General features: G+C 32.7%; 25 protein-coding genes. 7 read left to right on the top strand and 18 right to left on the bottom strand.

Annotated elements, in window-relative coordinates; all coding sequences use genetic code 11:
- Positions 1-2 precede the first annotated feature (2 nt).
- Positions 3-1,100 carry a redox-regulated ATPase YchF gene (ychF, locus tag BQ7474_RS03260; protein ID WP_073997589.1) on the top strand — a complete coding sequence of 366 codons (1,098 nt, stop codon included), beginning with the start codon at positions 3-5 and terminating at the stop codon, positions 1,098-1,100.
- An 8-nt stretch (positions 1,101-1,108) separates the two neighbouring features.
- Positions 1,109-1,720, top strand: coding sequence for a thymidine kinase (locus tag BQ7474_RS03255; RefSeq protein ID WP_073997588.1), 612 nt, complete (start codon positions 1,109-1,111; stop codon positions 1,718-1,720).
- Positions 1,721-1,833: 113 nt separating this feature from the next.
- Here BQ7474_RS03255 and BQ7474_RS03250 read toward each other — a convergent pair whose 3' ends face one another.
- Genes BQ7474_RS03250 through BQ7474_RS03240 form a run of 3 tightly spaced genes read right to left on the bottom strand, consistent with a single transcriptional unit; the run spans position 1,834 to position 4,026 of the window.
- The gene (locus BQ7474_RS03250; protein ID WP_159429546.1) at positions 1,834-2,370 is read right to left on the bottom strand and encodes a GNAT family N-acetyltransferase; all 537 of its coding nucleotides are present in this window, start codon (positions 2,368-2,370) and stop codon (positions 1,834-1,836) included.
- A gap of 11 nt (positions 2,371-2,381) precedes the next feature.
- Positions 2,382-3,188: a type I methionyl aminopeptidase gene (gene map / locus BQ7474_RS03245; protein WP_073997586.1), complete on the bottom strand. Its 807-nt coding sequence runs from the start codon at positions 3,186-3,188 to the stop codon at positions 2,382-2,384.
- A gap of 40 nt (positions 3,189-3,228) precedes the next feature.
- On the bottom strand, positions 3,229-4,026 hold the full coding sequence (locus tag BQ7474_RS03240; RefSeq protein ID WP_073997585.1) for a nitroreductase family protein: 798 nt from the start codon (positions 4,024-4,026) through the stop codon (positions 3,229-3,231).
- 75 nt (positions 4,027-4,101) lie between these two features.
- On the opposite strand from BQ7474_RS03240, the gene BQ7474_RS03235 reads away from it, so the two are divergent.
- Both BQ7474_RS03235 and BQ7474_RS03230 read left to right on the top strand, forming a co-directional pair.
- Positions 4,102-5,907 carry an ATP-dependent helicase gene (locus BQ7474_RS03235; RefSeq protein ID WP_073997584.1) on the top strand — a complete coding sequence of 602 codons (1,806 nt, stop codon included), beginning with the start codon at positions 4,102-4,104 and terminating at the stop codon, positions 5,905-5,907.
- A 48-nt stretch (positions 5,908-5,955) separates the two neighbouring features.
- Positions 5,956-6,465: a type 1 glutamine amidotransferase domain-containing protein gene (locus tag BQ7474_RS03230; RefSeq protein ID WP_073997583.1), complete on the top strand. Its 510-nt coding sequence runs from the start codon at positions 5,956-5,958 to the stop codon at positions 6,463-6,465.
- A 38-nt stretch (positions 6,466-6,503) separates the two neighbouring features.
- Here BQ7474_RS03230 and BQ7474_RS03225 read toward each other — a convergent pair whose 3' ends face one another.
- Complete coding sequence (locus BQ7474_RS03225) at positions 6,504-6,707, bottom strand: DUF4177 domain-containing protein (protein WP_073997582.1); 204 nt, start codon at positions 6,705-6,707, stop codon at positions 6,504-6,506.
- A gap of 70 nt (positions 6,708-6,777) precedes the next feature.
- On the opposite strand from BQ7474_RS03225, the gene BQ7474_RS03220 reads away from it, so the two are divergent.
- On the top strand, positions 6,778-7,491 hold the full coding sequence (locus BQ7474_RS03220) for a heparan-alpha-glucosaminide N-acetyltransferase domain-containing protein (protein WP_073997581.1): 714 nt from the start codon (positions 6,778-6,780) through the stop codon (positions 7,489-7,491).
- A gap of 22 nt (positions 7,492-7,513) precedes the next feature.
- Here BQ7474_RS03220 and BQ7474_RS03215 read toward each other — a convergent pair whose 3' ends face one another.
- From BQ7474_RS03215 to BQ7474_RS03195, 5 genes are all read right to left on the bottom strand, one after another.
- The gene (locus tag BQ7474_RS03215; RefSeq protein ID WP_073997580.1) at positions 7,514-8,128 is read right to left on the bottom strand and encodes a DUF4230 domain-containing protein; all 615 of its coding nucleotides are present in this window, start codon (positions 8,126-8,128) and stop codon (positions 7,514-7,516) included.
- A gap of 71 nt (positions 8,129-8,199) precedes the next feature.
- Positions 8,200-8,829, bottom strand: a complete 630-nt coding sequence (gene trmB / locus BQ7474_RS03210; RefSeq protein WP_073997579.1) for a tRNA (guanosine(46)-N7)-methyltransferase TrmB — start codon at positions 8,827-8,829, stop codon at positions 8,200-8,202.
- A gap of 28 nt (positions 8,830-8,857) precedes the next feature.
- A complete protein-coding gene (gene brnQ, locus BQ7474_RS03205; protein ID WP_073997578.1) occupies positions 8,858-10,216 on the bottom strand; it encodes a branched-chain amino acid transport system II carrier protein in 1,359 nt (452 codons plus the stop codon).
- Positions 10,217-10,277: 61 nt separating this feature from the next.
- Positions 10,278-10,763 (bottom strand): GAF domain-containing protein, encoded by a 486-nt coding sequence (locus BQ7474_RS03200; RefSeq protein ID WP_073997577.1) that lies wholly within the window; start codon positions 10,761-10,763, stop codon positions 10,278-10,280.
- Positions 10,764-10,771: 8 nt separating this feature from the next.
- Positions 10,772-11,122, bottom strand: coding sequence for a Spx/MgsR family RNA polymerase-binding regulatory protein (locus tag BQ7474_RS03195; RefSeq protein ID WP_073997576.1), 351 nt, complete (start codon positions 11,120-11,122; stop codon positions 10,772-10,774).
- Positions 11,123-11,229: 107 nt separating this feature from the next.
- Here BQ7474_RS03195 and BQ7474_RS03190 point away from each other — a divergent pair, with 107 nt between their 5' ends.
- Complete coding sequence (locus BQ7474_RS03190; RefSeq protein WP_073997575.1) at positions 11,230-12,603, top strand: leucyl aminopeptidase; 1,374 nt, start codon at positions 11,230-11,232, stop codon at positions 12,601-12,603.
- Positions 12,604-12,828: 225 nt separating this feature from the next.
- Here the strand turns inward: BQ7474_RS03190 and BQ7474_RS03185 are convergent, their stop codons facing one another.
- The 7 genes from BQ7474_RS03185 to BQ7474_RS11090 form a co-directional block, all read right to left on the bottom strand.
- Complete coding sequence (locus BQ7474_RS03185; protein ID WP_073997574.1) at positions 12,829-14,754, bottom strand: ATP-binding protein; 1,926 nt, start codon at positions 14,752-14,754, stop codon at positions 12,829-12,831.
- Positions 14,741-15,475, bottom strand: a complete 735-nt coding sequence (locus BQ7474_RS03180; RefSeq protein ID WP_073997573.1) for a response regulator transcription factor — start codon at positions 15,473-15,475, stop codon at positions 14,741-14,743. The genes BQ7474_RS03185 and BQ7474_RS03180 overlap by 14 nt, the downstream gene beginning before the upstream one ends.
- A gap of 91 nt (positions 15,476-15,566) precedes the next feature.
- Entirely contained in the window at positions 15,567-16,166 is a 600-nt protein-coding gene (gene kdpC, locus BQ7474_RS03175) for a potassium-transporting ATPase subunit KdpC (RefSeq protein WP_073997572.1), read from the bottom strand.
- Between the two features lie 10 nt (positions 16,167-16,176).
- Positions 16,177-18,231: a potassium-transporting ATPase subunit KdpB gene (kdpB, locus tag BQ7474_RS03170; RefSeq protein ID WP_073997571.1), complete on the bottom strand. Its 2,055-nt coding sequence runs from the start codon at positions 18,229-18,231 to the stop codon at positions 16,177-16,179.
- A gap of 8 nt (positions 18,232-18,239) precedes the next feature.
- Entirely contained in the window at positions 18,240-19,982 is a 1,743-nt protein-coding gene (locus BQ7474_RS03165; RefSeq protein WP_073997570.1) for a potassium-transporting ATPase subunit KdpA, read from the bottom strand.
- A gap of 25 nt (positions 19,983-20,007) precedes the next feature.
- The gene (locus BQ7474_RS03160; RefSeq protein WP_073997569.1) at positions 20,008-20,325 is read right to left on the bottom strand and encodes a hypothetical protein; all 318 of its coding nucleotides are present in this window, start codon (positions 20,323-20,325) and stop codon (positions 20,008-20,010) included.
- A gap of 21 nt (positions 20,326-20,346) precedes the next feature.
- Positions 20,347-20,424, bottom strand: a complete 78-nt coding sequence (locus tag BQ7474_RS11090; RefSeq protein WP_073998783.1) for a potassium-transporting ATPase subunit F — start codon at positions 20,422-20,424, stop codon at positions 20,347-20,349.
- Between the two features lie 286 nt (positions 20,425-20,710).
- Between BQ7474_RS11090 and BQ7474_RS03150 the strand changes: the two genes are divergently transcribed.
- Positions 20,711-22,636: a sensor histidine kinase gene (locus BQ7474_RS03150; RefSeq protein WP_073997568.1), complete on the top strand. Its 1,926-nt coding sequence runs from the start codon at positions 20,711-20,713 to the stop codon at positions 22,634-22,636.
- 129 nt (positions 22,637-22,765) lie between these two features.
- On the opposite strand, the gene BQ7474_RS03145 is transcribed toward BQ7474_RS03150, so the two are convergent.
- Together BQ7474_RS03145 and BQ7474_RS03140 are read right to left on the bottom strand one after the other, a co-directional pair.
- Positions 22,766-23,635, bottom strand: a complete 870-nt coding sequence (locus tag BQ7474_RS03145) for an IS3 family transposase (RefSeq protein ID WP_235821527.1) — start codon at positions 23,633-23,635, stop codon at positions 22,766-22,768.
- Positions 23,623-24,216 carry a helix-turn-helix domain-containing protein gene (locus BQ7474_RS03140; protein ID WP_073997383.1) on the bottom strand — a complete coding sequence of 198 codons (594 nt, stop codon included), beginning with the start codon at positions 24,214-24,216 and terminating at the stop codon, positions 23,623-23,625. Before BQ7474_RS03140 ends, BQ7474_RS03145 begins: the two co-directional genes overlap by 13 nt.
- Positions 24,217-24,329 lie beyond the last annotated feature (113 nt).

Genomic DNA, 24,329 nt, shown 5'->3' with positions numbered 1-24,329 from the left:
ATATGAAACTTGGAATCGTAGGTTTGCCAAACGTTGGGAAATCAACTTTATTTAATGCTATTACTAAGGCAGGGGCTTTGGTTGCAAATTACCCTTTTGCTACTATAGATCCAAATGTTGGCCTTGTAAATGTTCCTGACCCAAGACTTGAAGTTTTGTCCGATATGAACAATTCAAAAAAAATCGTACCAGCTGTTATAGAATTTTATGATATAGCAGGACTTGTAAGAGGAGCAAGCAAGGGCGAGGGACTTGGTAATCAATTTTTGTCAAATATCAGAGAAACAGATGCTATCGTAGAAGTATTAAGATGTTTTGATGACCCAAATGTGACCCACGTTGATGGATCTGTTGATCCAATCCGCGATATAGAAACTATAAATCTAGAACTTATCTATGCTGACTTTGAAATGGTTGATAAGGTCCTAGAAAAACGTAGAAAAGTAGCCAGAAATGATAAAGAAGTTGCTAGAGAAGTTGAGGTCTTAGAAAAAGTTCATAGCGTACTGGAAGAAGGAAAGTCTGCTAGAACCTTAAGCTTAACTGATGATGAGAAAAAACTTCTTAGGGCCTACCAACTCTTATCAAATAAGCCAATAATATATGTATGCAATGTCAACGAAGAAGACGCTGCAGATGACGGTAAGTCCAACCCTTATGTAGAAAAAGTTCGCAACTTTGCCAAGGGAGAAAACGCAGAAGTAACTATAGTATCTGCCAAAATCGAGTATGAAATTTCTGAACTAGAAAAGGAAGAGGAGAAAAAAGACTTCCTAGAAATGCTTGGTCTTGAAGAATCTGGACTTGATAAGGTAATACGTGATTCTTATAGAACTCTAAACCTGATCTCATTCTTAACAACAGGTGAAATGGAAACTAGGGCTTGGACTATAAAAAATGGTACAAAAGCAGTAGATGCCGCTGGCAAAATCCATTCAGATATTTCTAGAGGATTTATTAAAGCAGAAATCGTATCATATGATGAATTAGTAGACTCTGGTTCCCTACTAAATGCCAAGGAAAAAGGTCTATTGAGGATGGAAGGCAAGGATTACATCATGAAAGACGGCGATGTAGTAAACTTCCGCTTTAATGTTTAGGATGTAAAATGAAGAAACAAGGAAAATTAATAGTTCATACCGGTTCGATGTTCTCAGGCAAAACTACTTCTCTATGGCGTGAGCTTTATAGGATGAAGATAGCAAATTACAAAATAGCAGCCTTTAAACCAGCAGTTGATGACAGAGATGATGAAAGAAAAATAGTTAGTCATGACAATCTAGAACTAGATGCAATAAAGGTGGAAGATTTAAATGATATTTTCGACTATGCAACAAACCACGAACTTGATGCAATTGGCATCGATGAAGTTCAATTTTTCCCAAATGATCCTACAGAAGTTATAGATATTTTTAACAAGCTAATGGATAAAAATATAACCATAGTAGTATCAGGACTAGATATGGACTTTAAGACTAGACCATTTGAGATTATAAAAGAAATCATGCCTATAGCTGATGAGCTAACCAAACACCATGCCATCTGTGCATCATGTGGTGAAGATGCTTGGGCATCTTATAGGAAGTCTGCTGATGAATCTAGGATTCAAATAGGATCCAAAGATAAGTACGAGCCCCTATGCAGAGAATGTTACAATCAAAAAATGAGCGAAAGAGAAAAAACCAAAAACCAAATTTCACTAGAAGAATTAGACAATTAACTCTATTCTTCTTTTTTTGTCAAAAGTATTTAATATAGGATAATTAATCATTAATATAGACCAATGATTATAAAGCCAAGAAAAAAGCCTTAAAGTTTTTAGCTTTAGGGCTTTTACATATTCAACAGTTTTATATTATCATTTACAAAATCATCATCAAAGATATTTAAATAGGTCTCCATATACTCGTCTATACCGGCATCTTTTGTGGTTGCCATAAGTTCCATCTCTATGCCAAAATAATCGACTTGAGTATCTAGAATTTTGAAGCCATTTTTGATATAAAAGGCCTTTCGTCTATTTCTCAAACTATAGTCATCTGCGTCCTTAAACTTAGTAGACTCAATTTCAATCATCAAATCATCATATTTTTCCTTTAATAACTTTAAGGACTTGCTACCATAGCCCATACCTCTTAATCCTGGGTCAATGGCAAAGTATGAAAGCAAGTGAATATTTTCATTTAAGTAAATTACTGCAAATCCAACATTTTTATTATTATGATTAATAAGGTCTATTTCTATAAAACCCTGATTATACAGTTCATAGAGATCAGAAGTGTCTATGCGTTCATCTTCTGGAAATGCAGAAAAATATAAATTTTCAAAAAATTCTTTATTCTTTTGACTGGGAGTATTTATTAAGTCCATGATGCCACCCATTAAAATTTATATGATTTAATAAAGTTTATATCTTCCTCAGTCAAGGCATATTTGCTCTGGTCAGTGATTACTTCAGGACCATCTTCGTGAATTATTAGTTGGTGTTCAAATTGACAAACATTTGAGCCATCGCGAGTCTTGGCAACCCAACCATTGTCCTCTAGTTCCATTGGCCAATTTCCACTAGCTATCATAGGTTCTATAGTAAAGACCATGCCAGCTTGAATACGTGGACCTCTGTGAGCCTTGCCATAGTGAGGAACTTGTGGATCTTCGTGCATTTCTTTGCCTATACCGTGGCCTATAAAATCACGTATTACTGAAAAATCATTTTCTACTTCGCAGTATTCTTGGATAGCATGGCCAATATCACCTATCCTATTGCCAACTACAGCAGCTTTTACCCCACGATTTAAGGCTTCTAGTGTCACATCCATTAGTTTTTGATCTCTGTCTGCCAAATCTCCAACTTTGTATGACCAGCAAGAATCAGCAAGTCCTCCGTCAAGGTCAACTACATTGTCAATTGACACTATATCCCCTTCTTTTAAGACATAATCGCTTGGAAAACCGTGACAGATCTCATCATTTACTGATATGCAAAGGGTATATGGAAAGCCACTATAACCAAGTTGAGCTGGTATTGCTTTTTTGTGGTCAACTATAAATTTGTTGGCAAAGTCATCTAGGGACTTTGTAGTCATTCCTGGCCTTATAACTTCTCTAAGCGCTAGATGAGTTTGGCATAAAATCTCTGCTGCCTTTCTCATCTTTTCAAAATCTTTTTCTGTATATAATCTTATCATTCTAACCTCTCAATAAAAAAAGGCGCCTAAGCGCCATATCTTACATTTTTGTCATTCCGATATATGTGTATTTATCATTTCCTATTTTCGGATCAACTTCAAATCCTAATGGCATAGCATATGCTTTGCTTAATTCATCTATATAATACATCATTATACCTGCATCTATTAAATTTTCATATCCATTGTAATCTTCTATATATAGACGCATTTCATCATCTACTATCAAAAATCTCCATGGTTGACGGTTATTGGTTGATGGTGCAAATTTTGCGTAGTCAAATATATGACCTAATCCCCTATATTTGAGATCCTCATCTGTAGCAGGTGTATCAAAATCACCTAAAAATACCAAGTCTTCTGTAGCGCCTCTGTCAAAATAACTATGTTCATGAGCCTCATCATCTAAAGGATAGCCAACAGCAAGCAATATATTTATATCTCCTTCTGAATAGCTAAATGCAGTTTGTTTTACTAGTTCATCCACTTCACTTACTGTAATCCAGCAAGTTCCCAAACCAAGCTTAGAAAGTTCTGTAATGATAGCCTCTGCTCCATAAGCTCCCTTGACTATGGTCGCTGGATCGTTGTTACGTGCATCAATAGCAATATAAGCTGGTGCCTTTATCATAACACCCCTATAGCCTGCAACTCCATCAAGAGCCTTGTATACAGATTCTCCATCTGTATTTAGTAGGAAAGCTAGGTTTTCTTTGCCTAATTTTTCTGCTTGAGCATCTACGATCTCATAGATTTTTTTGCTAATATCTTCGGCCAATTTTTCATTCTTATAATCTCTAGTAGAAATCCTATATTTCAAAAAATTTTTGGTTTCCATTCTTATCCCCCCGTGTATGTATTCTATAATCATCATACCATATTTTTATGAATTTTTATATGGTATGATAAAGATATGATACTTACAGACAAACAAATTTTAGCAAAAAATCACAAAAATGGCCCTTGTATGGTCCTAGCAGTACCTGGAGCAGGAAAGACAACCATGCTTTTGGAGAGAATTGATGAACTTTCCAAAGAAATTAATCCAGAAAAAATCCTATCTCTAACTTTTTCCAGAACCCAGGCTATGGATATGAAAAAAAGATTTGAAAGAAAAGAAGACATAGACTACAAAACAAACTTTATGACTATCCATGCTTTTTGCTACCTGGTAATTAGAAATTATTACAAAAGTCAAAATCGCAGGCTAAAAATTTTGGAAAGTGATGATAGCTACAACAAGTACAATCTCATACAAAAAATATATTTTGACATAAATAATCGCACTATGAGCAATGAAGATCTAAAAAGCTTTTTTTCCTATGTGGGTCACATGAGAAATTCCTTATCTGACATATCCTATCTTACAAAATCTGATATCAAAAATATAGAAAAAATTTATAGGATATATGAAAATTTCAAAAAAGAAAATTTTTATATAGATTTTGATGATATGCAGACCTTAGCTTATAGACTCTTATCCGAAGATCGTCGTTTATTGAGATCTGTTAAAAACAAATATAAGTACATACAACTAGACGAGGGACAAGATACTTCTATCTTGCAATTTAAAATTCTTGAAAAAATAGTTTTTCCAGAAAACAATCTCATGGTAGTAGCTGATGATGACCAGTCTATATACGGCTTCAGGGCTGCAAATCCTGAGTATCTATTAAATTTCACAAATGTCTTTAAAGATGCAAAGATTATTACCATGAATGAAAATCACAGGTCTTCTACTCAAATAGTAAATGTTAGCGATAGCTTCATAAAGCTTAATAAAAATAGGTATGAAAAAAATATATTTACTAAAAACCCTCAAAAAAATAAGGTAAATCTAGTATACAGAAAAGATTCATATGATGCCTACAAATACATAATAAATCACATAGAAGATGGCAAAACAAATGCTATTTTATATAGGAACAACATTTCTTCTCTAAATCTTGTGAGTTTTCTCATGGAAGATAAGATCAAATTTGCTATAAATAGTGGATCTTATGATTTTTTTGACTCTATAATCATCAAAGATATGGAAAAAATAATTTATTTTTCAGAACATCCGGACGACGTCGAAGTTTTTTATGATATTTATTACAAAATCAAAACTTACTTAACAAAAGAAGAAGTGAGGAAATTAGAATATAAACCTATTAATTCTAGTATATTTGATCATCTATATGAAATAGTCGATGATGAAAAAGCCTACAATCTCATGGCTAAAGAAAAGCAAATAAAACACATTAGAAGGCTAACTATAGATCGCAAAATCTCATATATTTATTCCTATATGGGCTATAAGGATTACATCAAAATGTTCTCTAGTAAGTACAAGGAAGTTATTTTTAACAAGGACTTATATCTCGAAAGTATAATCAATTTTACTAAGGGACTAAAAACTATTGATGAATTTTATGATAAGGTTATAGCTTACAAGAATTATGTAAATACAAACAAAAATGCCAATATAATCCTATCAACCATCCACAAGTCCAAGGGTCTAGAATACGACAATGTTTTTATAGTAGATCTAGTCAAGAATGAGTTCCCCATGATAGTTTACCAAGATGATAAGGAAAATGAGCTTGAAGAAGAACGTAGAATCTTTTATGTAGCTATGACTAGGGCCAGAGAAAATCTTCACTTAGTAAGCATCAAAAATCGCTTTGGAATCAAGGTTGAGCCTTCTCCTTTCTACCTATATATTAAAAATCAATAACTTGGGTAAGTATATAAGGAGCCGATTTAAGAAACAAAGGAGATAAATATGAAAAAAATAGCAGTACTAATTGAAAATAATTTTGAAGAAAGTGAATTGCTTTATCCATACCATAGATTTAGAGAAGATTTTGAAGTCGACCTAGTAGGAACAGAAGCAGATAGCGAATATGTAGGCAAGTCTGGTGGATTAAAAGTAAAATCAGATTTAGCAAGTAAAGATGTAAAAGCTAGTGACTACGATGCTGTCTACATCCCAGGTGGTTATTCTCCAGATTCCATGAGAAAATGTGAAGCCACAGTAAAATTTGTAAAAGAAATGCACGAAGCTGGAAAACTTGTTGGTGCAGTTTGCCACGGTCCATGGGTTCTAGTAGAGGCAGATATCCTAAAAGGAGTAAAAGCAACATCAGTTAAAACTATTAGTACAGATGTGAAAAATGCTGGTGCAAACTGGGTTGATGAAGAAACTGTAGTCGACCAAAATATTATAACAGCAAGAACACCAAAAGACTTGCCAGTTCAAATCAAATCTTTTGTAGAAGAACTTAACAAATAAAATTTTGGACCTGCTTCACCAGGTCCTTTTTTATCTCTTCATATTTCTTTTTCCAAAATTATTTTATAATATTGTGCACTATATAATTGCCACTTTTCATTAGGAACAGGAATTATTTGAACTAGTCTGTAGCCCTCAGATGCTTTCTCCTTTATGATTTTTTCACATTCTTTGATATTATTATCCTTAGTTTCCTTTAGTCCATTTGAAATTTTAACATCGACAAATTCATAGGAGTACATATGGCCTCCAAATATAATAATATATTATATATTATAACATATCGAATTAACTTCGTGCTATAATATTACTATGAAAAGAAATTATTTTATAGACAAATTGCGTGGATTTACCATTGTATCTATGGTATTATTCCACCTTATGTATAACATCAACTACTACTGGCAAGTTTCTTGGTATGACGGGACCCTTATAAATAAGATATGGCAAATGTCTATCGCCACATCTTTTTTTACTATTTCTGGCCTTACATCCAATTTTTTAAGTCCAAGCAAAAATATCAAAAGAGGCATGGTCACTTCAATTATAGGATTTGCTATAAGCCTAGTAACCTACCTCTTTGCGCGAGAACAGTTAATAATCTGGGGAGTCCTAAATGGACTTGGGGCTTGTATGATAATAACAGGGCTTTTGCAAAAATATATTAAGATCAATCCTAAGTTATTTTTTGTATTTTTCTTATTATTTATCATAACATACAATGTGCCAAGAGGATCCTTGTATGATATTGATTTTATCAAGAATTTATATGATAAGAACCTATTTATCCTAGGTTTTCCAGGAGAAATTTTTACTTCTAGTGATTATTTCCCTATAATTCCTTGGCTTTTTATATTTATAGGAGGATATTTGCTTGGAAAATTTATTAGAATTAAAGATAAATCTTCAAAAGCTAATGACTCATTATTAGCAAAAATCGGCCGCCATTCTATGGAAATTTACCTGGCCCATCAGATAATTCTTTATCCTCTTGTGACGCTTATCTATAATTTGGCACAAAAATAAGGCTTAAGCAAATGCTTTCGCCTTATTTTACATTTATTGTATAATGTTCTGCTATTTCTGGGTTGATATTTAAAATATCTTCGATTGATTTTTTGCTTTGTTTATAAGCTTCATCCAACAAGCCCTTGTCAATAGCTTCCTTTTCTACCTTTGCTTCTTCTTCTTTTCTAAAATTAGAATAATCTTCTATCTCCAAGGGATTAAAGATTGAATTCTTCTCATCATAGAACATTACAGAATTCTCATCAATATCGTGACTTAAAATCTTGGATTTTGGTAGACTAACACTTATTGTTTTATATTCGTTGTTGACATCTATCTTTGCCTTATCCAGGTCTACACCAGCGTGAATTACTCCTTCGTAAGTATACAAAAAACTTTTTGTTGTAAATGGTAATTTGAAACCTTGAAATTCTTGGCTATTTTCAAAAGACGCAATATTTTTGTAGTGGTATTTGAGTGTAGTGAGCTCCTTGGCTTCTTTGAGCGAAGATTCAACAGTTTCAGAACTAATAAGAGTTTCTTCCTTTGGAACAAAGTTGTTTTTGACATAGATGCTACCACCAATTAAGATTATAGCTATTATAAGGCCACCTATAAGACCTTGTTTGAGTCCTCTTTTTTCTTTTTTATTCATTTATTATCATTCCTTTTCTCATATTTCAAATATAATATACTATATTTTTCAAGAAATCAAATTTAAATTTATTATTTCTTAAATCTAGCTTTCGCGTAATTTATTGGAATGCCCCTATCTCTCCATTTTCTTTCATACTCTGTTACAATAGAGTCTTCTTCAGCTAAATCATACTCGTATTCCAAAATCTCCATATCAAAATCTTCAAAATATTTTAACGAATCGTCAAAAAATGGCCTATCATCTGTTTTTTGTTCGACAACACCACAAGGAATCATAATCTTCTTATATATCTCTAAAAATCTAGGATGGCTTAATCTTCTCTTGTGATGCCTATTCTTTGGCCATGGGGTAGAAAAGTTTATGTAGATTCGATCAATCTCACCACAAGCAAAAGCTTCTTCCAAGTCTTCTGCATAGTCAACAAGGCCAATCACATTTGTTAGCCCTTCTTCCTCGATTTTCCTACTAGCAATTACAAAAGCATTGGTGTTCATTTCCAAAGCTATGAAATTGATATCTGGGTTTCTTTTTGCCATTTCAATGATAAAATCTCCCTTACCAGCTCCTATTTCAAGGTATATAGGATTGTCGTTGGCAAAAACACTAGCCCATTTTCCCCTCATATCTTTGGGGTAAAAATATATATTATCATTTTCCTTCATCTCAGGAATTGCATTTGGTTTAAATCTCAATCTCATAAAATACTCCTTAAAAAAACTGGCAATTTTACTCGCCAGTGGTCTTACTTATCTTACTATTTTTATTTGTTTTATCAATAATTGTTCCTATAGCAAAGCCTATAGCTGCTGGTATTATCCAGGCAAATCCTAGGTCAAATCCAGGCAGAAAATTTTCTGGAAACTTTAGTATATTTACTACTAAATCTGTTTTTGAAAATGGGCTTGCCTTTAGCAAGTCAAAAAAAGCAGCAAAGCCCGTAAAAATTATTGTCCATTTATAAACTATTTCGTTTTTGCCTATTTTTACTGATAGCATTGATAGAATTATCAAAACTATAGACAAAGGATACAAAAATAGCAAGACTGGAAGTGATAAGCTTATTATCGTTTCAAGGCCAAGATTTGCAATAGCAAAAGAGATTATTGCAAATATGTAGCAGTATTTTTCATAGGATATATCAAAGCTTAACATTTCACTAAACATTTCAGAGCAGGCTGATATAAGTCCTATTGATGTCTTTAGGCAAGCAACTATAACAATTAGAGAAAGTAGGATATGGCCCACAGCTCCTAGATAGTACTTACTTATATTCGCAAGAATTATCGCTCCATTGGCAACAGGTTCCATGATATTAGTTGAAGCAGCTCCAAGCAAGGCCAAGGACACATAAACAAGTCCCATAGCCAATAAACATATGGTTCCTGCCTTTAGTGTTTGCTTAGCTATATTTTGTGGATCTTTTAGGCCAAAAGATTTGATAACTCCTATTATTATAACAGCAAAGGCAAGGGAAGCCGGAGCGTCTAAAGTGTTATAGCCATCAATCACGCCCTTCAAAAAAGGTGCACTAACATAATTATCAGTTGGTTTGATTGCACCAATTGGCCCCATCGGCTTAAATATCCCCAGTAAAACTAGTATTCCCAACAATACTAAAAACATAGGTGTCAGATATTTGCCAATAGTATCAATTAATTTCCCTTTATTTAGGGCAAAGTGCAAGGCTAGGGCAAAAAATATCAATGAAAATATAAATAATCCCAATCTTTGATTTATGGGAAATGATGCAAATGATACTTCATAGGAAACTGTAGATGTACGTGGTATTGCAAATCCTGGCCCTATGGTTAAATATAGCAATATTGTGAAAAAATATGCAAATTTCTTTCCACCTGGTCTTGCTATATCAAATAGTGACTGACTATCAGACATAGCTGCAGCCACAACTCCAAGTATTGGAAGTCCAACACCAGATAGTAAGAATCCCAAAGTGACAGGTCCTATATTATAACCAGCATCTTGGCCCATTTTTAGTGGGAATATCAAGTTCCCTGCCCCAAAGAATAAGCCAAATAAAAGCGATCCTATAAGTAGGGTTTGTTTAAAATTTAAAGTTTTTTTCATAGTATCCTTCTTTCATAATGAATAATTATATCATAAAATGAATGATAATACCATATATGGACTATAAAAATTTTTCTATTAACCTAGCTAGCTGATCAAAAGTTTTAACTTCCAAGTCAGTGAATCGATTCTTTTCTGGACTATCTAAGTCTAGGACTCCATATACTTTGCCATCTCTAAATAAGGGTATAACAAGTTCGCTTTCTGATGCACTATCACAAGCTATGTGGTCAGCAAATTCGTGGACATCATCAACTTTTGTGATTTTCTTGTCATTAAAGGCCTTGGCACACACTCCCTTATCTAAGCTTAGCCTAGTGCAAGCAGGCAATCCTTGAAAAGGTCCTAAGACCAACTGTCCATCTTTGAGCAAATAAAAGCCTGCCCAATTGAGCTTTCTAGTACAAGACATAATAAAGGCAGAAATATTGCTCATAAGTGCCAGTGGATCCTTCTCATCGTCTACTTGTATTTTGACAAAATTTAAAAACTCGGACATGCGAGCTTTATCATCCATCTTGTCCATGCCTTTTAAGGTAAAAGTCATCTCATCTCCTACAATCTTTCGATGTATTTTTTTACATCAGGGCCAACATAAATTTCCCCATCATCTGTAAATAATATAGGTCTTTTGACAAGCATGCCATCTTTTGCAAGAAGTTCGTAAGCCTGATCATTTGTAAGATTTGGCAATTTATCTTTTATATTTTCTTCCCTGTAGATTTTGCCAGAAGTATTGAAAAATCTCTTGATTGGAAGTCCAGTCTTTTCGTGCCATTGTTTTAGTTCGGCCGCTGTTGGATTATCTTCCTTGATATCCCTATATTCATAGGAAACATTTTTTTCTTCTAACATTTTTTCAACACCCTTGCATGTTGTACATCTCTTATAACAAATTAATTTCATAATTTTACCTCCATCTTATAATATAAGATACCCTATCTATGTTTTATTCTATTGATCATAAATGCAAAACTTCCTCCCATGTACTATAATAATATAAAGGAGTGTATATGAAATTTATTTTTAATGATAGTAAGAACAACTTAGTAATATTTGTCTTTAAGAATGAATCTACTAATCCATTTTTTGGTGGATCAAATGGTTCAGTTTTGCCACTTATCGGGGAAGAAACAATTCTTCTAGGTCTTGGTGATAAGGATAAGTTTTCTAAGGAAAATTTCAAAGAAGCTGTTTATAAACTAGGAAGATTTTTGGCAGATAAGGATATCAATGAGGTTTCTTTTGAGAAATCTGACCTAAATCTAGAGGAAAAAGATTATGTCCTTGGACTTGTAGAAGCTTTACAAGTTTCAACATATAATTTTGACCATTATAAGAGCCAAAAATGCGCGAATAATCTTGAAAGCATAAATCTACCAGCTAGTTTAAAATCATACGAAAATGATGTCAAAGAACTTTTGGACACATTATTCGGTCAATTCTTAGCCCGTGATCTCATTAACCTACGTTCAAATGACATCTATCCAGAAACACTAGCAAAATACGCCAATGATGAACTTAGCGACCTTGGTGTTGATGTAAAAATTTATGAAGAAGAACAAATCCGTCAGATGGGACTTACAGCCTATCTTGAAGTTGCCAAGGGATCGTCTAACAAGCCTCGCTTTATAGTAATGGAATACTTACACGGAGATAATAAACCACTAGTATATGTAGGCAAAGGTCTTACCTATGACTCAGGTGGATACTCTATCAAAACAAGCGAGGGAATGAAAACTATGAACTCTGATATGGGTGGATCTGCCACTGTTATCGGTGCTATGAAAGCTATAGCGAAAAACAAGCTAAAGGTAAATGTAGTTGCTATAGTAGCAGCCTGTGAAAATAGCATATCTGGAGGAGCTTACAAACCTGGTGATGTTATAAAGGCAAGAAATGGCATGACAATTGAAGTAGACAATACCGATGCTGAAGGTCGTATCACCCTCGCAGATGCAGTAAATTATGGTGTTACAGAATACAAACCAGCACTTATCGTAGACCTTGCAACCCTCACTGGAGCAGTTCTAGTAGCCCTTGGAGAAACCTACACCGGTGCTGTTACCAACAACCAAGAAGCTTTTGAAAAAGTTATGGAAGCTTCAAAAGAATCTGACGAAAAGATTTGGCAACTTCCAAATGATGACTTCCTAAGAACCTACAACGATTCAAAAGTCGCTGACATCAAAAACTCTGGTGGCAGATACGGTGGTTCAATCACAGCTGGCCAATTCGTAGGAGCCTTTGTTGAAGACTATCCATGGGTTCACCTAGACATAGCAGGAACAGCCTACCTATCAAAATCTCAAGGATTAAACGAAGTTGGTGGTACAGGAGTCCACGTCAAAACTCTTTACCATCTAGCAAAATCATATAGTAAATAAGTAAAGAGGGGCTGTTGCAAATTGATAGATATCTAACGTTCCATCATTGGAGTGCACTCCCAGAAAGTTTGAGGTTTAGCCCGCCGGCTCAGGGAGGCCAAACTTTCTGGGAGGGTGCTCGAATGATATAGGAACGATTTATCTATTTTGCAACAGCCCCCTTTTTATTTGTATCATATTATAATTCTTTTATGTTTGTACAAAGTATAAAACATAGTTTATCATTTATTGGCTAGCTTTCAAAACCATAGTAAATATAGATCCACTTGGTATATTATCCGTTACACTTATTTCGCCACCATGGGCCTTAACTATAATCCTACAAAGATATAAGCCTAGACCTATACTCCTCTTGCTATCGATGATTTTGTTATTAGCCGAATAGAATTTTTGGAATATTTTTTTCTTATCGGTATCCTCAATTCCTTTTCCATCATCTGCCACTTGGATTATGACTTTGTTTGCATGTTGGTAGGCTCTTATATTGATACTTGACCCTTCAAAAGTATATTTTATAGCATTGTCTACAAGGTTTATGATGACTTGTATTATTAACCTCACATCCATATCAGCCATTAGGTAGTCATCATCTATATCAACAGTTATATTGTGATTTTTTTTATCTCTGCTTACATGCTTTAGGGCCTCTTCTATGACTTCTTCAACCATTTGTGGCTCTATTTTTAGTTTGCTTTTACCTTCTTCAACTCTAGTTACTGAAAGTAAATTTTCTATAAGATTCAGTAGCCACTGGGAATCATCATAAATATCTCTATATAGCCCTAATTTCATTGTTTCTGTCAAGTTTTCCGAATTATTAAGTAGTATATCAGAATTACCATAAATAGTAGTTAGGGGTGTTCTTAAGTCATGGGAGATTGATCTTAAAAGATTTGTTTTCAATTGCTCATCTTTTATTCTCAAATTAGCTTCGTTTTTATCTTTTAAAATTTTTTCTTTCTCTAAAGCCAAAGACATATCTCCAAGGATAGCTAGTAAAATTTTATTTTCTACGGAATCCAGCCTATCTTTACCCAAATGTATACCTATAACCCCATACACGCTTGTATTAAATCTGATTGCATAATATAAGTACTTGGCATCTGGCAAATATTCTGTGCCAGCACCTGCACTTTTGTTTTTGGCAAATACCCACTTTACTATTTCTAATTCTTTGAGAAATTCTTTATGAACATCCCTAAGGTCATCATTGAATATTAGTGGATCCTGAATTTTCCCATCTACTATATCGTAATAAACTATATTTCTATTTAGTAGGTTTGATAATTGATTACAGCCTGTTTCTATGATTTCGTATTTGGATATTTTAGTCTGTAAAAGTTGATTCGTTTCTAACAAAAGCTTTGTTATATATATCATATTTGATGAATTCTTTGCATTTTTTCTTATCTGGCTTGCTAGCTTACTTGTCAAAGATGATACTATTAATAAGACTAAAAAAGTAATAATATATTCAGGATTATATACTGATAAACTTAAAGTTGGCTGAGTAAAACAATAATTGAAGGCTAATACGCATATTACAGATGAAATAAAACTCACTAATTCATCATAAGTTACAAGGGCAATAAAAAAAACACCTAGTATATAGATCATTATTATATTTGCATCACTGTAGCCAAAATTATAAAATATATAACCTATTAGAGTGCTGATTGCTAGTATTATAAAAGCAATTAACAAATCTTTCGATATATTTTTGTTTTCTTTAAACCCATAAGTTTTGACCTTATCATTTATTGGAACAGCGTAAATATCAATTCTGTCAGATTTTTTTACCACTTGATCATATATGCTGGTATTTAAAGCTAATAGATTAAAATCATTTCGGTTTTTTCCTATTACAATTTTTTTTACTTTATATAGTTTTGCAAAGTTTACTATTTGGCTTGCTATATCGTCATCATATATAATCTCAACCATGGCCCCCATGTTTTCCGCTAGACTTAAATTGTCTTGTAGGTAGTCATTGTCCTTTTTTTCCTGAAACTTATCTCTATCAGATACATATAGAGCAATTAGTTTAGCTTTTTCATTTTTGGCTATCTCATTGGCTTCTTTTATTACCTGACTATTAGATTGGGATTCAGAGATACAAACTAATACCAAATCTCTATCAATTAGATCCATTTATTTCATCTTCCCCTGATTTATTGATTCTAATCATCTTGTAGCCAACTCCAACATGAGTTTGGATATACTTATCGTCGGTTAATTTTTCTATCTTTTTTCTAAGAGATGTCATATATACTCTCAAAGAAGAAAGATCAGATTCAAGGTAATTGACCCAAATATTTTTTAGGATATATTGATGTGTGAGAACCTTGCCAACATTTTCTGCTAATAAACATAATAAGCTATATTCTATTGGCATTAAATGTATTTCTTCACCTTTAATAAATACGCTTCTCGAAGGATAATCTATTCTTATATCTCCATTTTCAAATGAAATTTTGTCTTCAACACTATTATTCTCAGCATAATTTATTCTTCTTAAGGTTGACCTAACTCTTGCAAGAAGTTCGTCAACATTAAATGGTTTGGTTAAAAAATCATCTGCCCCTGCATCCAAGGCTTCTATTTTATCTTCATCATTGGTCCTAGCGCTAATTACTATAATTGGAGTAGTCGAAAAATCTCTGAATTTTTTTATTATTTCTATTCCATCAATGTCAGGCAAGCCCAAGTCAATAAAAACTATGTCATATTTATTTGAAGTCATTAGCTGTAGAGCATTTTTACCATCAATCGCTAGGTCATATTCATAATCATTTATTTGTAATGCTGTCGATATCAAGTTTCTCACAGCTCTGTCATCTTCTACAACTAATATCTTTATATTTTCATTCATATTTACTTACCTTCTTAAAGTATACTTTGTGAAAAAATGAATTTAGGCCCCAAGATATAATCTCATGAGGCCTTTATCAATTTTGTACTATTTATTTTTTCGTTTCACTGATTAAATCTATATTTAGTTCCAATACATTTACTCTTTGTTCACCAAAGATTCCCAATGTTTTTTCTTTTGTGTTTTTCTTGATTAATTGTTCTATACTTTCCTTAGAAAGTCCAGTATTTTTTGCTATCCTATCAACTTGTAACTCGGCTGCTTTTAAGGAAATATGAGGATCAAGCCCTGAAGCAGATTGACTGATGATATCTTCTGGAATATCCTCTTTTGATACAGTTGGGTTTTCTTTCAAAAACTTATCAACGTCCTTATCAATTCTCTTTTTTAAATCAGGATTACTTACCGCGAAGTTTTCACTACCAGAGGCTAGCGACCCAGCTTTTCCTTCATATACATTGTAGTTGACAGCTGATGGTCTGCCATGAAATAATTTAGGATCGGTAAAATCTTGGCCTATTAATTCAGATCCAACTACTTCATTATCTACTTTTATTAAACTACCATTTGCTTGTTTTGGGAAGATTAATTGAGCTATTCCCGTCATAAGAAGTGGATAAATTATTCCACATACTATAAATGCAAATATTGTTAAATAAAATGCACTTTTATATTTTTTTATCAATTTCATTTAATCTCCTTCATATTCCTAATACGCCAAGTAATGGAAATACTATTATATCTATTAGTTTTATACCAATAAATGGACAAATCACTCCACCAAATCCATAAATCAACATATTCTTGCCTAGCATCTTTGATGCTGACATTGGTTCATATTTTACACCCTTCATTGCTAAAGGTATTAAACAAGGGATGATGATTGCATTAAATATCAGTGCTGAAATAATAGCACTAGATGGGCTGTGCAATGACATTATATTTAAAACCTTCATTTGAGGAATAGCCAATGTGAAGATAGCTGGAATTATTGCGAAGTACTTAGCTATATCATTGGCAATAGAAAATGTAGTCAATGAACCTCTTGTTATAAGTAATTGCTTGCCTATTTCTATAACTTCCAATATTTTGGTTGGATCAGAATCTAGGTCAACCATGTTGGCTGCTTCTTTAGCTGAACTTGTACCAGAATTCATTGCAATACCGACATCAGCTTGAGCTAGGGCTGGAGCGTCGTTGGTTCCATCACCTGTCATTGCTACAATTTTTCCAAGAGCTTGCTCTTTTTTTATGGCTTCTATCTTATCTTCAGGTTTACATTCTGCTATATATCCATCAACACCTGCTTCTGCTGCAATTGTTGCTGCAGTAAGTGGGTTATCACCAGTACACATTATGGTCTTTATGCCTATTTTTCTAAGTCTTTCAAACCTTTGTCTAAGTCCTGGCTTAACCGTATCTTTCAAATAGATAATTCCATAAATTACATTATCTACACAAACGACTAGTGGAGTACCTCCTAATTTGGAAATACTTTCTACTTTTGCTTGTAGGTCGCTTGGTACATCTCCACCTCTTTCAGTAATAAACTTTATTATCGCTTCCCCAGATCCCTTGCGAATCATTGGACCGTTTTTTAAATCGATCCCACTCATCTTGCTTGCTGCGGTAAATTCTACAAAAGACGCATCTTCGTAATCTGCTGGATTAACTTTCGAACCCAATTTTTTTGCAAGTTCGACTATAGATTTACCTTCAGGGGTGTCATCTTTTAGTGATGATATCATGGCATAGTCTATTAAATCTGATTTGTCGATTCCATCGACATTTATAAAATCACTAGCTAGCCTATTTCCAAAGGTTATTGTTCCTGTTTTGTCTAGAATCATTGTATCAACATCACCACAAGCTTCTACAGCCTTGCCTGACATTGCTATGACATTGAATCTAGTAACCCTATCCATACCAGCTATACCGATTGCACTAAGTAATGCACCAATTGTAGTAGGGATTAGGCAAACCATTAAAGCTATCAATGTAGAAACTGAAATTTTTACATTAGAATAGTTAGCTATTGGATATAGGGTTATGATAACTATCAAAAATATAATAGTTAAGGAAACCAACAAAGTATTTAGAGCAATCTCATTTGGTGTTTTTTGTCTAGAGGCTCCTTCTACAAGAGATATCATCTTATCCAAAAATGATTCACCAGGATCTGAACTTATACGAACTTTAATCCAGTCTGATACAACAAGTGTACCACCTGTAACTGAAGAAAAATCTCCACCACTTTCTTTAGTTACTGGTGCGGATTCACCAGTAATTGCAGATTCATCAATACTTGCTATACCTTCAATTATTTCACCGTCATTAGGGATTATTTCGCCTACTTTTACTAAAACTACGTCTCCTTTTTTTAGGTCATTACTAGAGATTTCAATTTCTTTTCCATCATCTAAAATTTTTCTAGCCTTAGTATCCTTTTTTGTTTTTTTCAATGTCTCTGCTTGTGCCTTTCCCCTACCTTCGGCTACAGATTCGGCGAAATTTGCAAATAGTAAAGTTATAAACAAAATAATGGAAACAAGCATATTGTATTTACTTGCATTGTCGCTTCCATCATTTATCAAATTTGGGAAAAAAGCAAGTAATAGACAAATTATAAATCCAATTTCTACTACAAACATTACAGGGTTTTTTACCATATACTTGGGATTTAATTTTAAAAATGCCCCTTTAATAGAAGTCTTCATTATATCTTTACTTACAAATTTTGTTTTCTTATTAACCATATTTCCTCCTATAGTACCAACCATTCTGCTATTGGTCCTAAAGCTAGTACAGGCAAAAATGTTAGTGCTGCAAATATATATACAATTATCACTAGAATAATTGAAAAAGTTAAATTATTAGTTTTTAATGTTCCAGCTGTTTCGTTAATGTCTATTTTTTTAGAAAGGCTTCCTGCTATAGCCAGCTGGATAATAATAGCTAAGTATCTTCCAAAAAACATAACCAAGCCACAGGTAATATTCCAAAACATTGTGTTGTCACTCAAGCCTTCAAAGCCAGATCCATTATTCGCTGCTGATGAAGAGTATTCGTATAATATTTGGCTTAATCCGTGAAAGCCAGGGTTTGTAATTCCAGCAAGACCTGAAGTGCAACTTACAGCTATTGCAGAAAATCCCAAAATCAAAAGTGGATGAATAATGATGGATAAAGCAGCTAGCTTCATCTCCTTACCTTCGATTTTTTTGCCCAAATACTCTGGAGTCTTTCCAATCATTAGCCCACAAATAAATACTGCTAATATAGCATAAATTAGCATATTCATTAATCCAACTCCTGCACCACCAAAGACAACATTTAACATCATATGAAGCATTGGTACTAAACCTCCAAGAGGAGTTAAGCTATCATGCATATTATTGACAGTACCTGTTGTAAATGATGTAGTTACCGTAGTAAATAATGATGACTGGGCAAGACCAAAACGCATTTCTTTACCTTCCATATTTCCCATACTATGAGAAATACCAGCTAGATTTGCCCCATTTGTACCAGTAAGTTCATTGTGGTAGCAAATACCTAAGCCTATAACAAATAAGATTGACATAGCAATAAAGATTGATTGACCTTCCTTACCCATCCAAACTTTTTTGTTTGCTGCCTTGTCTATTTGTCTAGGTGATTGATCTCTTTCACTTGCTAATTTATTGAATGTTTTATCATATGCCATCTTACCAAAAATGATAACACAAGAAGCTGGCAACAACATCATAGATATTAACTCAATAATATTCGAAATAATATTAGGGTTTTCAAAAGGGTTTGATGAATTCGATCCAAAGAATCCTCCACCATTTGTTCCTAAATGTTTAATCGATTCCAATGCTGCGACTGGCCCTGCACCTATTTCTTGATTTTTACCTTCAATAGTTTTTATAACGAAATTTGCATTGAAGTTTTGTATAACTCCTTGAGATACTAATAGCAATCCTACTATGATAGCAGCAGGCAAGAGAAATCTTGTGATAATTTTTATAAAATCCACGTAGAAGTTTCCCATCTTCTCACCAAGTATTCCCCTAATCATAGCGACACAAGCTGCATATCCACTTGCTGCAGAAGTAAACATCATCATAGTTATCACAAACATTTGAGAAAAATATGATAAGCCAGACTCACCTGCATAGTGTTGCAAATTTGTGTTTGTCATAAATGATATTATAGTATTAAAACTTAAGCCTTCCTCCATAGAAGATATTTTATTTGGATTAAATAATCCTATAGATTGTATCCTTAATACCACATAAGAAAATAAAACTAAGCAAGCATTTACCAGAATAAGTGATAATGCATACTCCTTCCATTCCATATCGGTTTTATCTATTTTTAAAAGCTTAAAAATTCCTGAATCAACTTTATTAAATAAAGGATCAGCAAAAGTTTCTTTGTCATTTGTCACTTTATATAAATAATTTCCACATGGAAATATAACTATAAAGAATATTAGCATTGTTAATAATATTTGAAACATAATCTCTCCTACTCATACAATAATATTACGAAAATACATATTTTTTATTTTTACCATATATTGCTAAATTCTCTAAATTCTTACAAGCAGGCATATAGCATGGGTCTAATGCCCAAGCAGCCCTGAAGTGTTTCATAGCCAACACATGGTTTCCTCTTTTTTCCATCAAAATACCTAACAAATTGTGAGGAACTGGACTATGTGGATATTCTTTCATTTTATCTTTTACCAATTCTATACATTCATCAAGGCTTCCCACATCAATTTTTAATTTTATTAAGGAACAGAAATCATTCAAACAATTATTAAAATCACATTTATTTAAATTCATAACTTCCTCCATATTTATCTCCCAAAACTATATTTAAAATTTCTCAGGGTTAACCAGTGCATAAAACAAATAGCATAAAACCCCTAAAATAACAATTGATAATAGTAACATATAAACCTCCACAATAATTAATTACTTGTAATTTTTTTATCTATCCAATGGACAAATATTTTTAATATTAAAAATGAAATGACTACTATAGCTATCATAATAAGGTCTAACATTAATCACTCCTCCTATTCTCTAACTATATGTGTAATATACCAACTTTTACCTTAAAATAGTTTTAAAATATACACCATAGACATTAAAATTGTATTAAAATTCACTGATTTTGCCTTTTTTTCAAATATATATAGTAAAATAAAATCAGAAATAAATAAAGAAGGATAATTTTATGGAAAAAAAAGGTGAATTGACAATCTTCTTCGGATACTGTGCAGGTGTCGGAAAGACATACAATATGCTAGAAGTTGCCCACGAAAAGTACCTAGAAGGCATAGATGTGGTTGTTGGTTATGTAGAACTTCATGATAGAAAAGATACTCTAGCATTAATGAATGGTCTAGATATAATAGACTATAAAAAAATAAACTATAAAGATCATATTTTTAATGAACTGGATATAGATAAGGCCCTAGATAGAAAACCTGACATCATATTAGTAGATGAGCTTGCCCATACCAATGCACCAGGCAGTAGACATAAAAAAAGATACCAAGATGTAGAGGAATTACTTAGGGCGGGCATTGATGTATACACAACATTAAATGTCCAACACCTAGAGAGCCTTCATGATATAGTAGAATCAATTACTAATATAAAAGTCAATGAACGTATACCTGATTATGTTTTTGATAATGCTGACCATATAAAAATAATAGATATTGAAGTAGAACAATTAATTGAAAGATTAAAGGAAGGAAAAATATATAATTATTCCCAGTCTAAAAAAGCCCTAGATAATTTTTTTACTATAGATAATCTTATCTCGCTTAGGGAAATAGCTTTAAGAAGATGTGCCGATAAGATAAATTTATATACTGACGAAAAAAATAAACCATTCTTAAAAGAACATATACTAGTGTGTCTTAGCCCATCACCTACTAACCAAAAAGTAATCCGAACTGCTTATAGGATGGCTAACTCTTTCCATGCAGAGTTTAGTGCCCTATATGTAGAAACATCTGAAAGCAAAGATTTTTCTAATACAGAAAAAAATAACTTACAAAAAAATATAGACTTGGCTAAACATCTAAAAGCTAATATCGTTTCTTCTTATGGTGATGATATATCATTTCAAATTAGCCAATATGCAAAACTTAGTGGAGTATCAAAGCTTGTCTTGGGAAGATCCTCACAGAAAATATCATTTCTGAATAAAACAACTATAATTGATGAAATTACTAAGGCTGCTCCAAATCTTGATATATTCATAATCCCTGATGCTAACAGTGAGTATAAGAAAAAAAATATAAGTCTAGATGAATTTGTGCATTTTGATAGCGAAGATCTGATAGTAACTTTGCTCATAATGTTGGCTACAACTATACTATCTTATGGCTTATTTATTTTTGATTTCAATACAACTAACATAGTTTTGCTTTATACGCTATCATCCTGCATAGTTGGATACACAACAAAACACCCTATATACAATATGCTTGCTCTCTTGCTAAATATATTTATTATAGATTTTATATTTATACCACCATATTATTCTTTGAGGATTTACTCAAAAGAATATCTAATGATATTTATAATAATGAGCATAGTTTCTTTTTTCATTAGCCTAATGCAAAATAGACTAAAAAAGGAAAATATACTAACAACTCAGCAGTCACACAGCTTAGAGGTTCTGCTTAAGACAAGCCAGAGATTGCAGCTAAGCAAAAACTATGATGAAGTAATGTATGAAACCTGCTACCAACTATATAAGCTCCTAAACAAGGTAATAATATTTTATCCTGTTTTCAAAAGCTCGCTTTTGTCGCCAATAATTTATAACCCAAAAAACGTCGCAAATATGAAAGAAATATATTTGCAAAACTCCGAGAAAACTGTAGCAAAATGGGTATTTTTAAATAATGATAGTGCTGGTGCAGGCACAAATACTCTAGCTAATGCTAATGGCTTATATTTTGCCATTAGAAAAAATAGTGCAGTCTATGGAGTTGTCGGCATAGATATGTCAGATAAAAGTATCGATAGTCAATTGTCAGTAAATGATAAATCTCTGCTTATAGCCATGCTAAACGAGATCGCTCTGGCCATTGATTCATTGGAAAATAAGTCTTGCTATATAAACCTTAATAAAATTTAATATTATAACCCCATAATTTTTCTATTGAATACTAAGGTGACCCCATAAAGTTGGACCTAATACCAGAACTTGTAGTTTACTAGTTCTGGTATTAGCTTATTACTTTCCACCCCTAGGGGTGGAAGTTTTTTATGCTACATTCTTTTCTCTATATTCCACCGGACTTAAATATCCTAATTTTTCTTTTATTCTTTCTTCGTTGTAATATTTTATAAAATCTTCAATTGTTTGTTTTAAGTGTTCATATGAGTAGAATTTTCTTCCATAATATATTTCTTGTTTTAGTATTCCAAAGAAGTTTTCCATTGGTGAGTTGTCCAAGCAGTTTCCTTTTCTGGACATAGATTGGATTATGCCATTGGATTCTAGTTTTGATGTGTACTGCTTTACTTGATATGCCCAGCCTTGATCTGAGTGAAATATTCTTTCTTCCTTGCTTTTGTTAGTTATTTTTATTGCTCTATCTAAGGCTTTTAGAATTGGTTCTAGTGTTGGTTTCTTTGATATTTCATAGCTTAGTATTTCACTGTTGTACATATCTAGGTATGGATTTAGATAGAGTTTCTTTATTTGATAGTTTCCTGATTTATCTTTTTCTAAATACTTAAATTCTGTTGTATCTGTCGTTATTTGGGTATATGGTTTTTCTACTTTGAAGTTTCTTTTTATCTTATTGTCTGCTACTTTACCAACAGTTCCCTTGTATGATGAGTATTTTCTTGTTTTCCTTGAAAAGTTCTTTACTTGTATTTTTAATTTTTGAACTAACCTTTGTACTTTCTTTTTGTTTATTGTTAGTCCTAATCTTTTTAATATTGCTGTTATCCTTCTGTAGCCATAGTTTGGATTGTCTTTTCTGATTTTTAATATTTTTGATTCAATTTCTTTGTCTTTGCTTGGCAGCTCTAGCCTTTTTTGCCAATACATGTAGGTCGATTTTGGAAGGTTAAAGTAGATTAGCAAATCTTTAAGTTTGTATTTACTTCTTAAGACTTCGATTGTTTTAGCAATTGTCTTATTTCTGCATCTGTCATTTGAGACAATTCTATCTTTTTTTTTATTGCATCATTTTCTAGTTGAAGCCAATAGTTTTTTTCTTCTAACTTCTTTATTTTTTCTTTTAGTTGTGCTTCATTTAATGAATTATCTTCTTCGTTGGTTAATTGTGATGTTGATTCTAATTTTATATCTTTTGATTTCTCTGGTGTTTTTGCCATTTTTGAAGGTCTTCCTCTCTTCTTGGGTCTAAGTCCTTCAATTCCTTCTTTTCTATATTCATTAACCCATCGAGCGATTATTGATGGATTATTGATTTTAAGATTGTTTGATAGGCTTTGATAGGACATTTCTCCTGTTAAATACAAGTTTACTACATTTAGTTTAAATTCTAAAGTGTAACTATTATTCTTTCTTGATACTTTTAGTCCATCATAACCTTGGGATTGGTAAGCATTAACCCACGTTCTAATAGTATGCTTGTCTGGGATATTGTATTTTTTTGCTAATTCTCTGTATCCTATTTTTCCTTCAAGATATTCTTTTACTAATTTCATCTTAAATTCTGTGCTGTATTTTGTCATTAAAAAACTGACCTCCTTAAGTTGGTTTTTAAGTCCAACTTTTGGGGGTCAGTACATACTTTGCTATATTATGGGGGTATTTTTATGTCCGAACTAATGAACAAATAATAAAG

Origin of the sequence: Anaerococcus urinomassiliensis, from assembly GCF_900128425.1 — a bacterium.
Classification (GTDB): Bacteria; Bacillota; Clostridia; order Tissierellales; family Peptoniphilaceae; genus Anaerococcus; species Anaerococcus urinomassiliensis.
The sequence above is the reverse complement of the archived record's forward strand: the minus strand, read 5'-3'. Positions and strand labels throughout refer to the sequence as shown.

Coding starts and splice junctions, on each gene's coding strand:
- ychF (WP_073997589.1), top strand. CDS start 3: ATGAAACTTGGAATCGTAGGTTTGCCAAACGTTGGGAAATCAACTTTA.
- BQ7474_RS03255 (WP_073997588.1), top strand. CDS start 1,109: ATGAAGAAACAAGGAAAATTAATAGTTCATACCGGTTCGATGTTCTCA.
- BQ7474_RS03250 (WP_159429546.1), bottom strand. CDS start 2,370: ATGGACTTAATAAATACTCCCAGTCAAAAGAATAAAGAATTTTTTGAA.
- map (WP_073997586.1), bottom strand. CDS start 3,188: ATGATAAGATTATATACAGAAAAAGATTTTGAAAAGATGAGAAAGGCA.
- BQ7474_RS03240 (WP_073997585.1), bottom strand. CDS start 4,026: ATGGAAACCAAAAATTTTTTGAAATATAGGATTTCTACTAGAGATTAT.
- BQ7474_RS03235 (WP_073997584.1), top strand. CDS start 4,102: ATGATACTTACAGACAAACAAATTTTAGCAAAAAATCACAAAAATGGC.
- BQ7474_RS03230 (WP_073997583.1), top strand. CDS start 5,956: ATGAAAAAAATAGCAGTACTAATTGAAAATAATTTTGAAGAAAGTGAA.
- BQ7474_RS03225 (WP_073997582.1), bottom strand. CDS start 6,707: ATGTACTCCTATGAATTTGTCGATGTTAAAATTTCAAATGGACTAAAG.
- BQ7474_RS03220 (WP_073997581.1), top strand. CDS start 6,778: ATGAAAAGAAATTATTTTATAGACAAATTGCGTGGATTTACCATTGTA.
- BQ7474_RS03215 (WP_073997580.1), bottom strand. CDS start 8,128: ATGAATAAAAAAGAAAAAAGAGGACTCAAACAAGGTCTTATAGGTGGC.
- trmB (WP_073997579.1), bottom strand. CDS start 8,829: ATGAGATTGAGATTTAAACCAAATGCAATTCCTGAGATGAAGGAAAAT.
- brnQ (WP_073997578.1), bottom strand. CDS start 10,216: ATGAAAAAAACTTTAAATTTTAAACAAACCCTACTTATAGGATCGCTT.
- BQ7474_RS03200 (WP_073997577.1), bottom strand. CDS start 10,763: ATGACTTTTACCTTAAAAGGCATGGACAAGATGGATGATAAAGCTCGC.
- BQ7474_RS03195 (WP_073997576.1), bottom strand. CDS start 11,122: ATGAAATTAATTTGTTATAAGAGATGTACAACATGCAAGGGTGTTGAA.
- BQ7474_RS03190 (WP_073997575.1), top strand. CDS start 11,230: ATGAAATTTATTTTTAATGATAGTAAGAACAACTTAGTAATATTTGTC.
- BQ7474_RS03185 (WP_073997574.1), bottom strand. CDS start 14,754: ATGGATCTAATTGATAGAGATTTGGTATTAGTTTGTATCTCTGAATCC.
- BQ7474_RS03180 (WP_073997573.1), bottom strand. CDS start 15,475: ATGAATGAAAATATAAAGATATTAGTTGTAGAAGATGACAGAGCTGTG.
- kdpC (WP_073997572.1), bottom strand. CDS start 16,166: ATGAAATTGATAAAAAAATATAAAAGTGCATTTTATTTAACAATATTT.
- kdpB (WP_073997571.1), bottom strand. CDS start 18,231: ATGGTTAATAAGAAAACAAAATTTGTAAGTAAAGATATAATGAAGACT.
- BQ7474_RS03165 (WP_073997570.1), bottom strand. CDS start 19,982: ATGTTTCAAATATTATTAACAATGCTAATATTCTTTATAGTTATATTT.
- BQ7474_RS03160 (WP_073997569.1), bottom strand. CDS start 20,325: ATGGAGGAAGTTATGAATTTAAATAAATGTGATTTTAATAATTGTTTG.
- BQ7474_RS11090 (WP_073998783.1), bottom strand. CDS start 20,424: ATGTTACTATTATCAATTGTTATTTTAGGGGTTTTATGCTATTTGTTT.
- BQ7474_RS03150 (WP_073997568.1), top strand. CDS start 20,711: ATGGAAAAAAAAGGTGAATTGACAATCTTCTTCGGATACTGTGCAGGT.
- BQ7474_RS03140 (WP_073997383.1), bottom strand. CDS start 24,216: ATGACAAAATACAGCACAGAATTTAAGATGAAATTAGTAAAAGAATAT.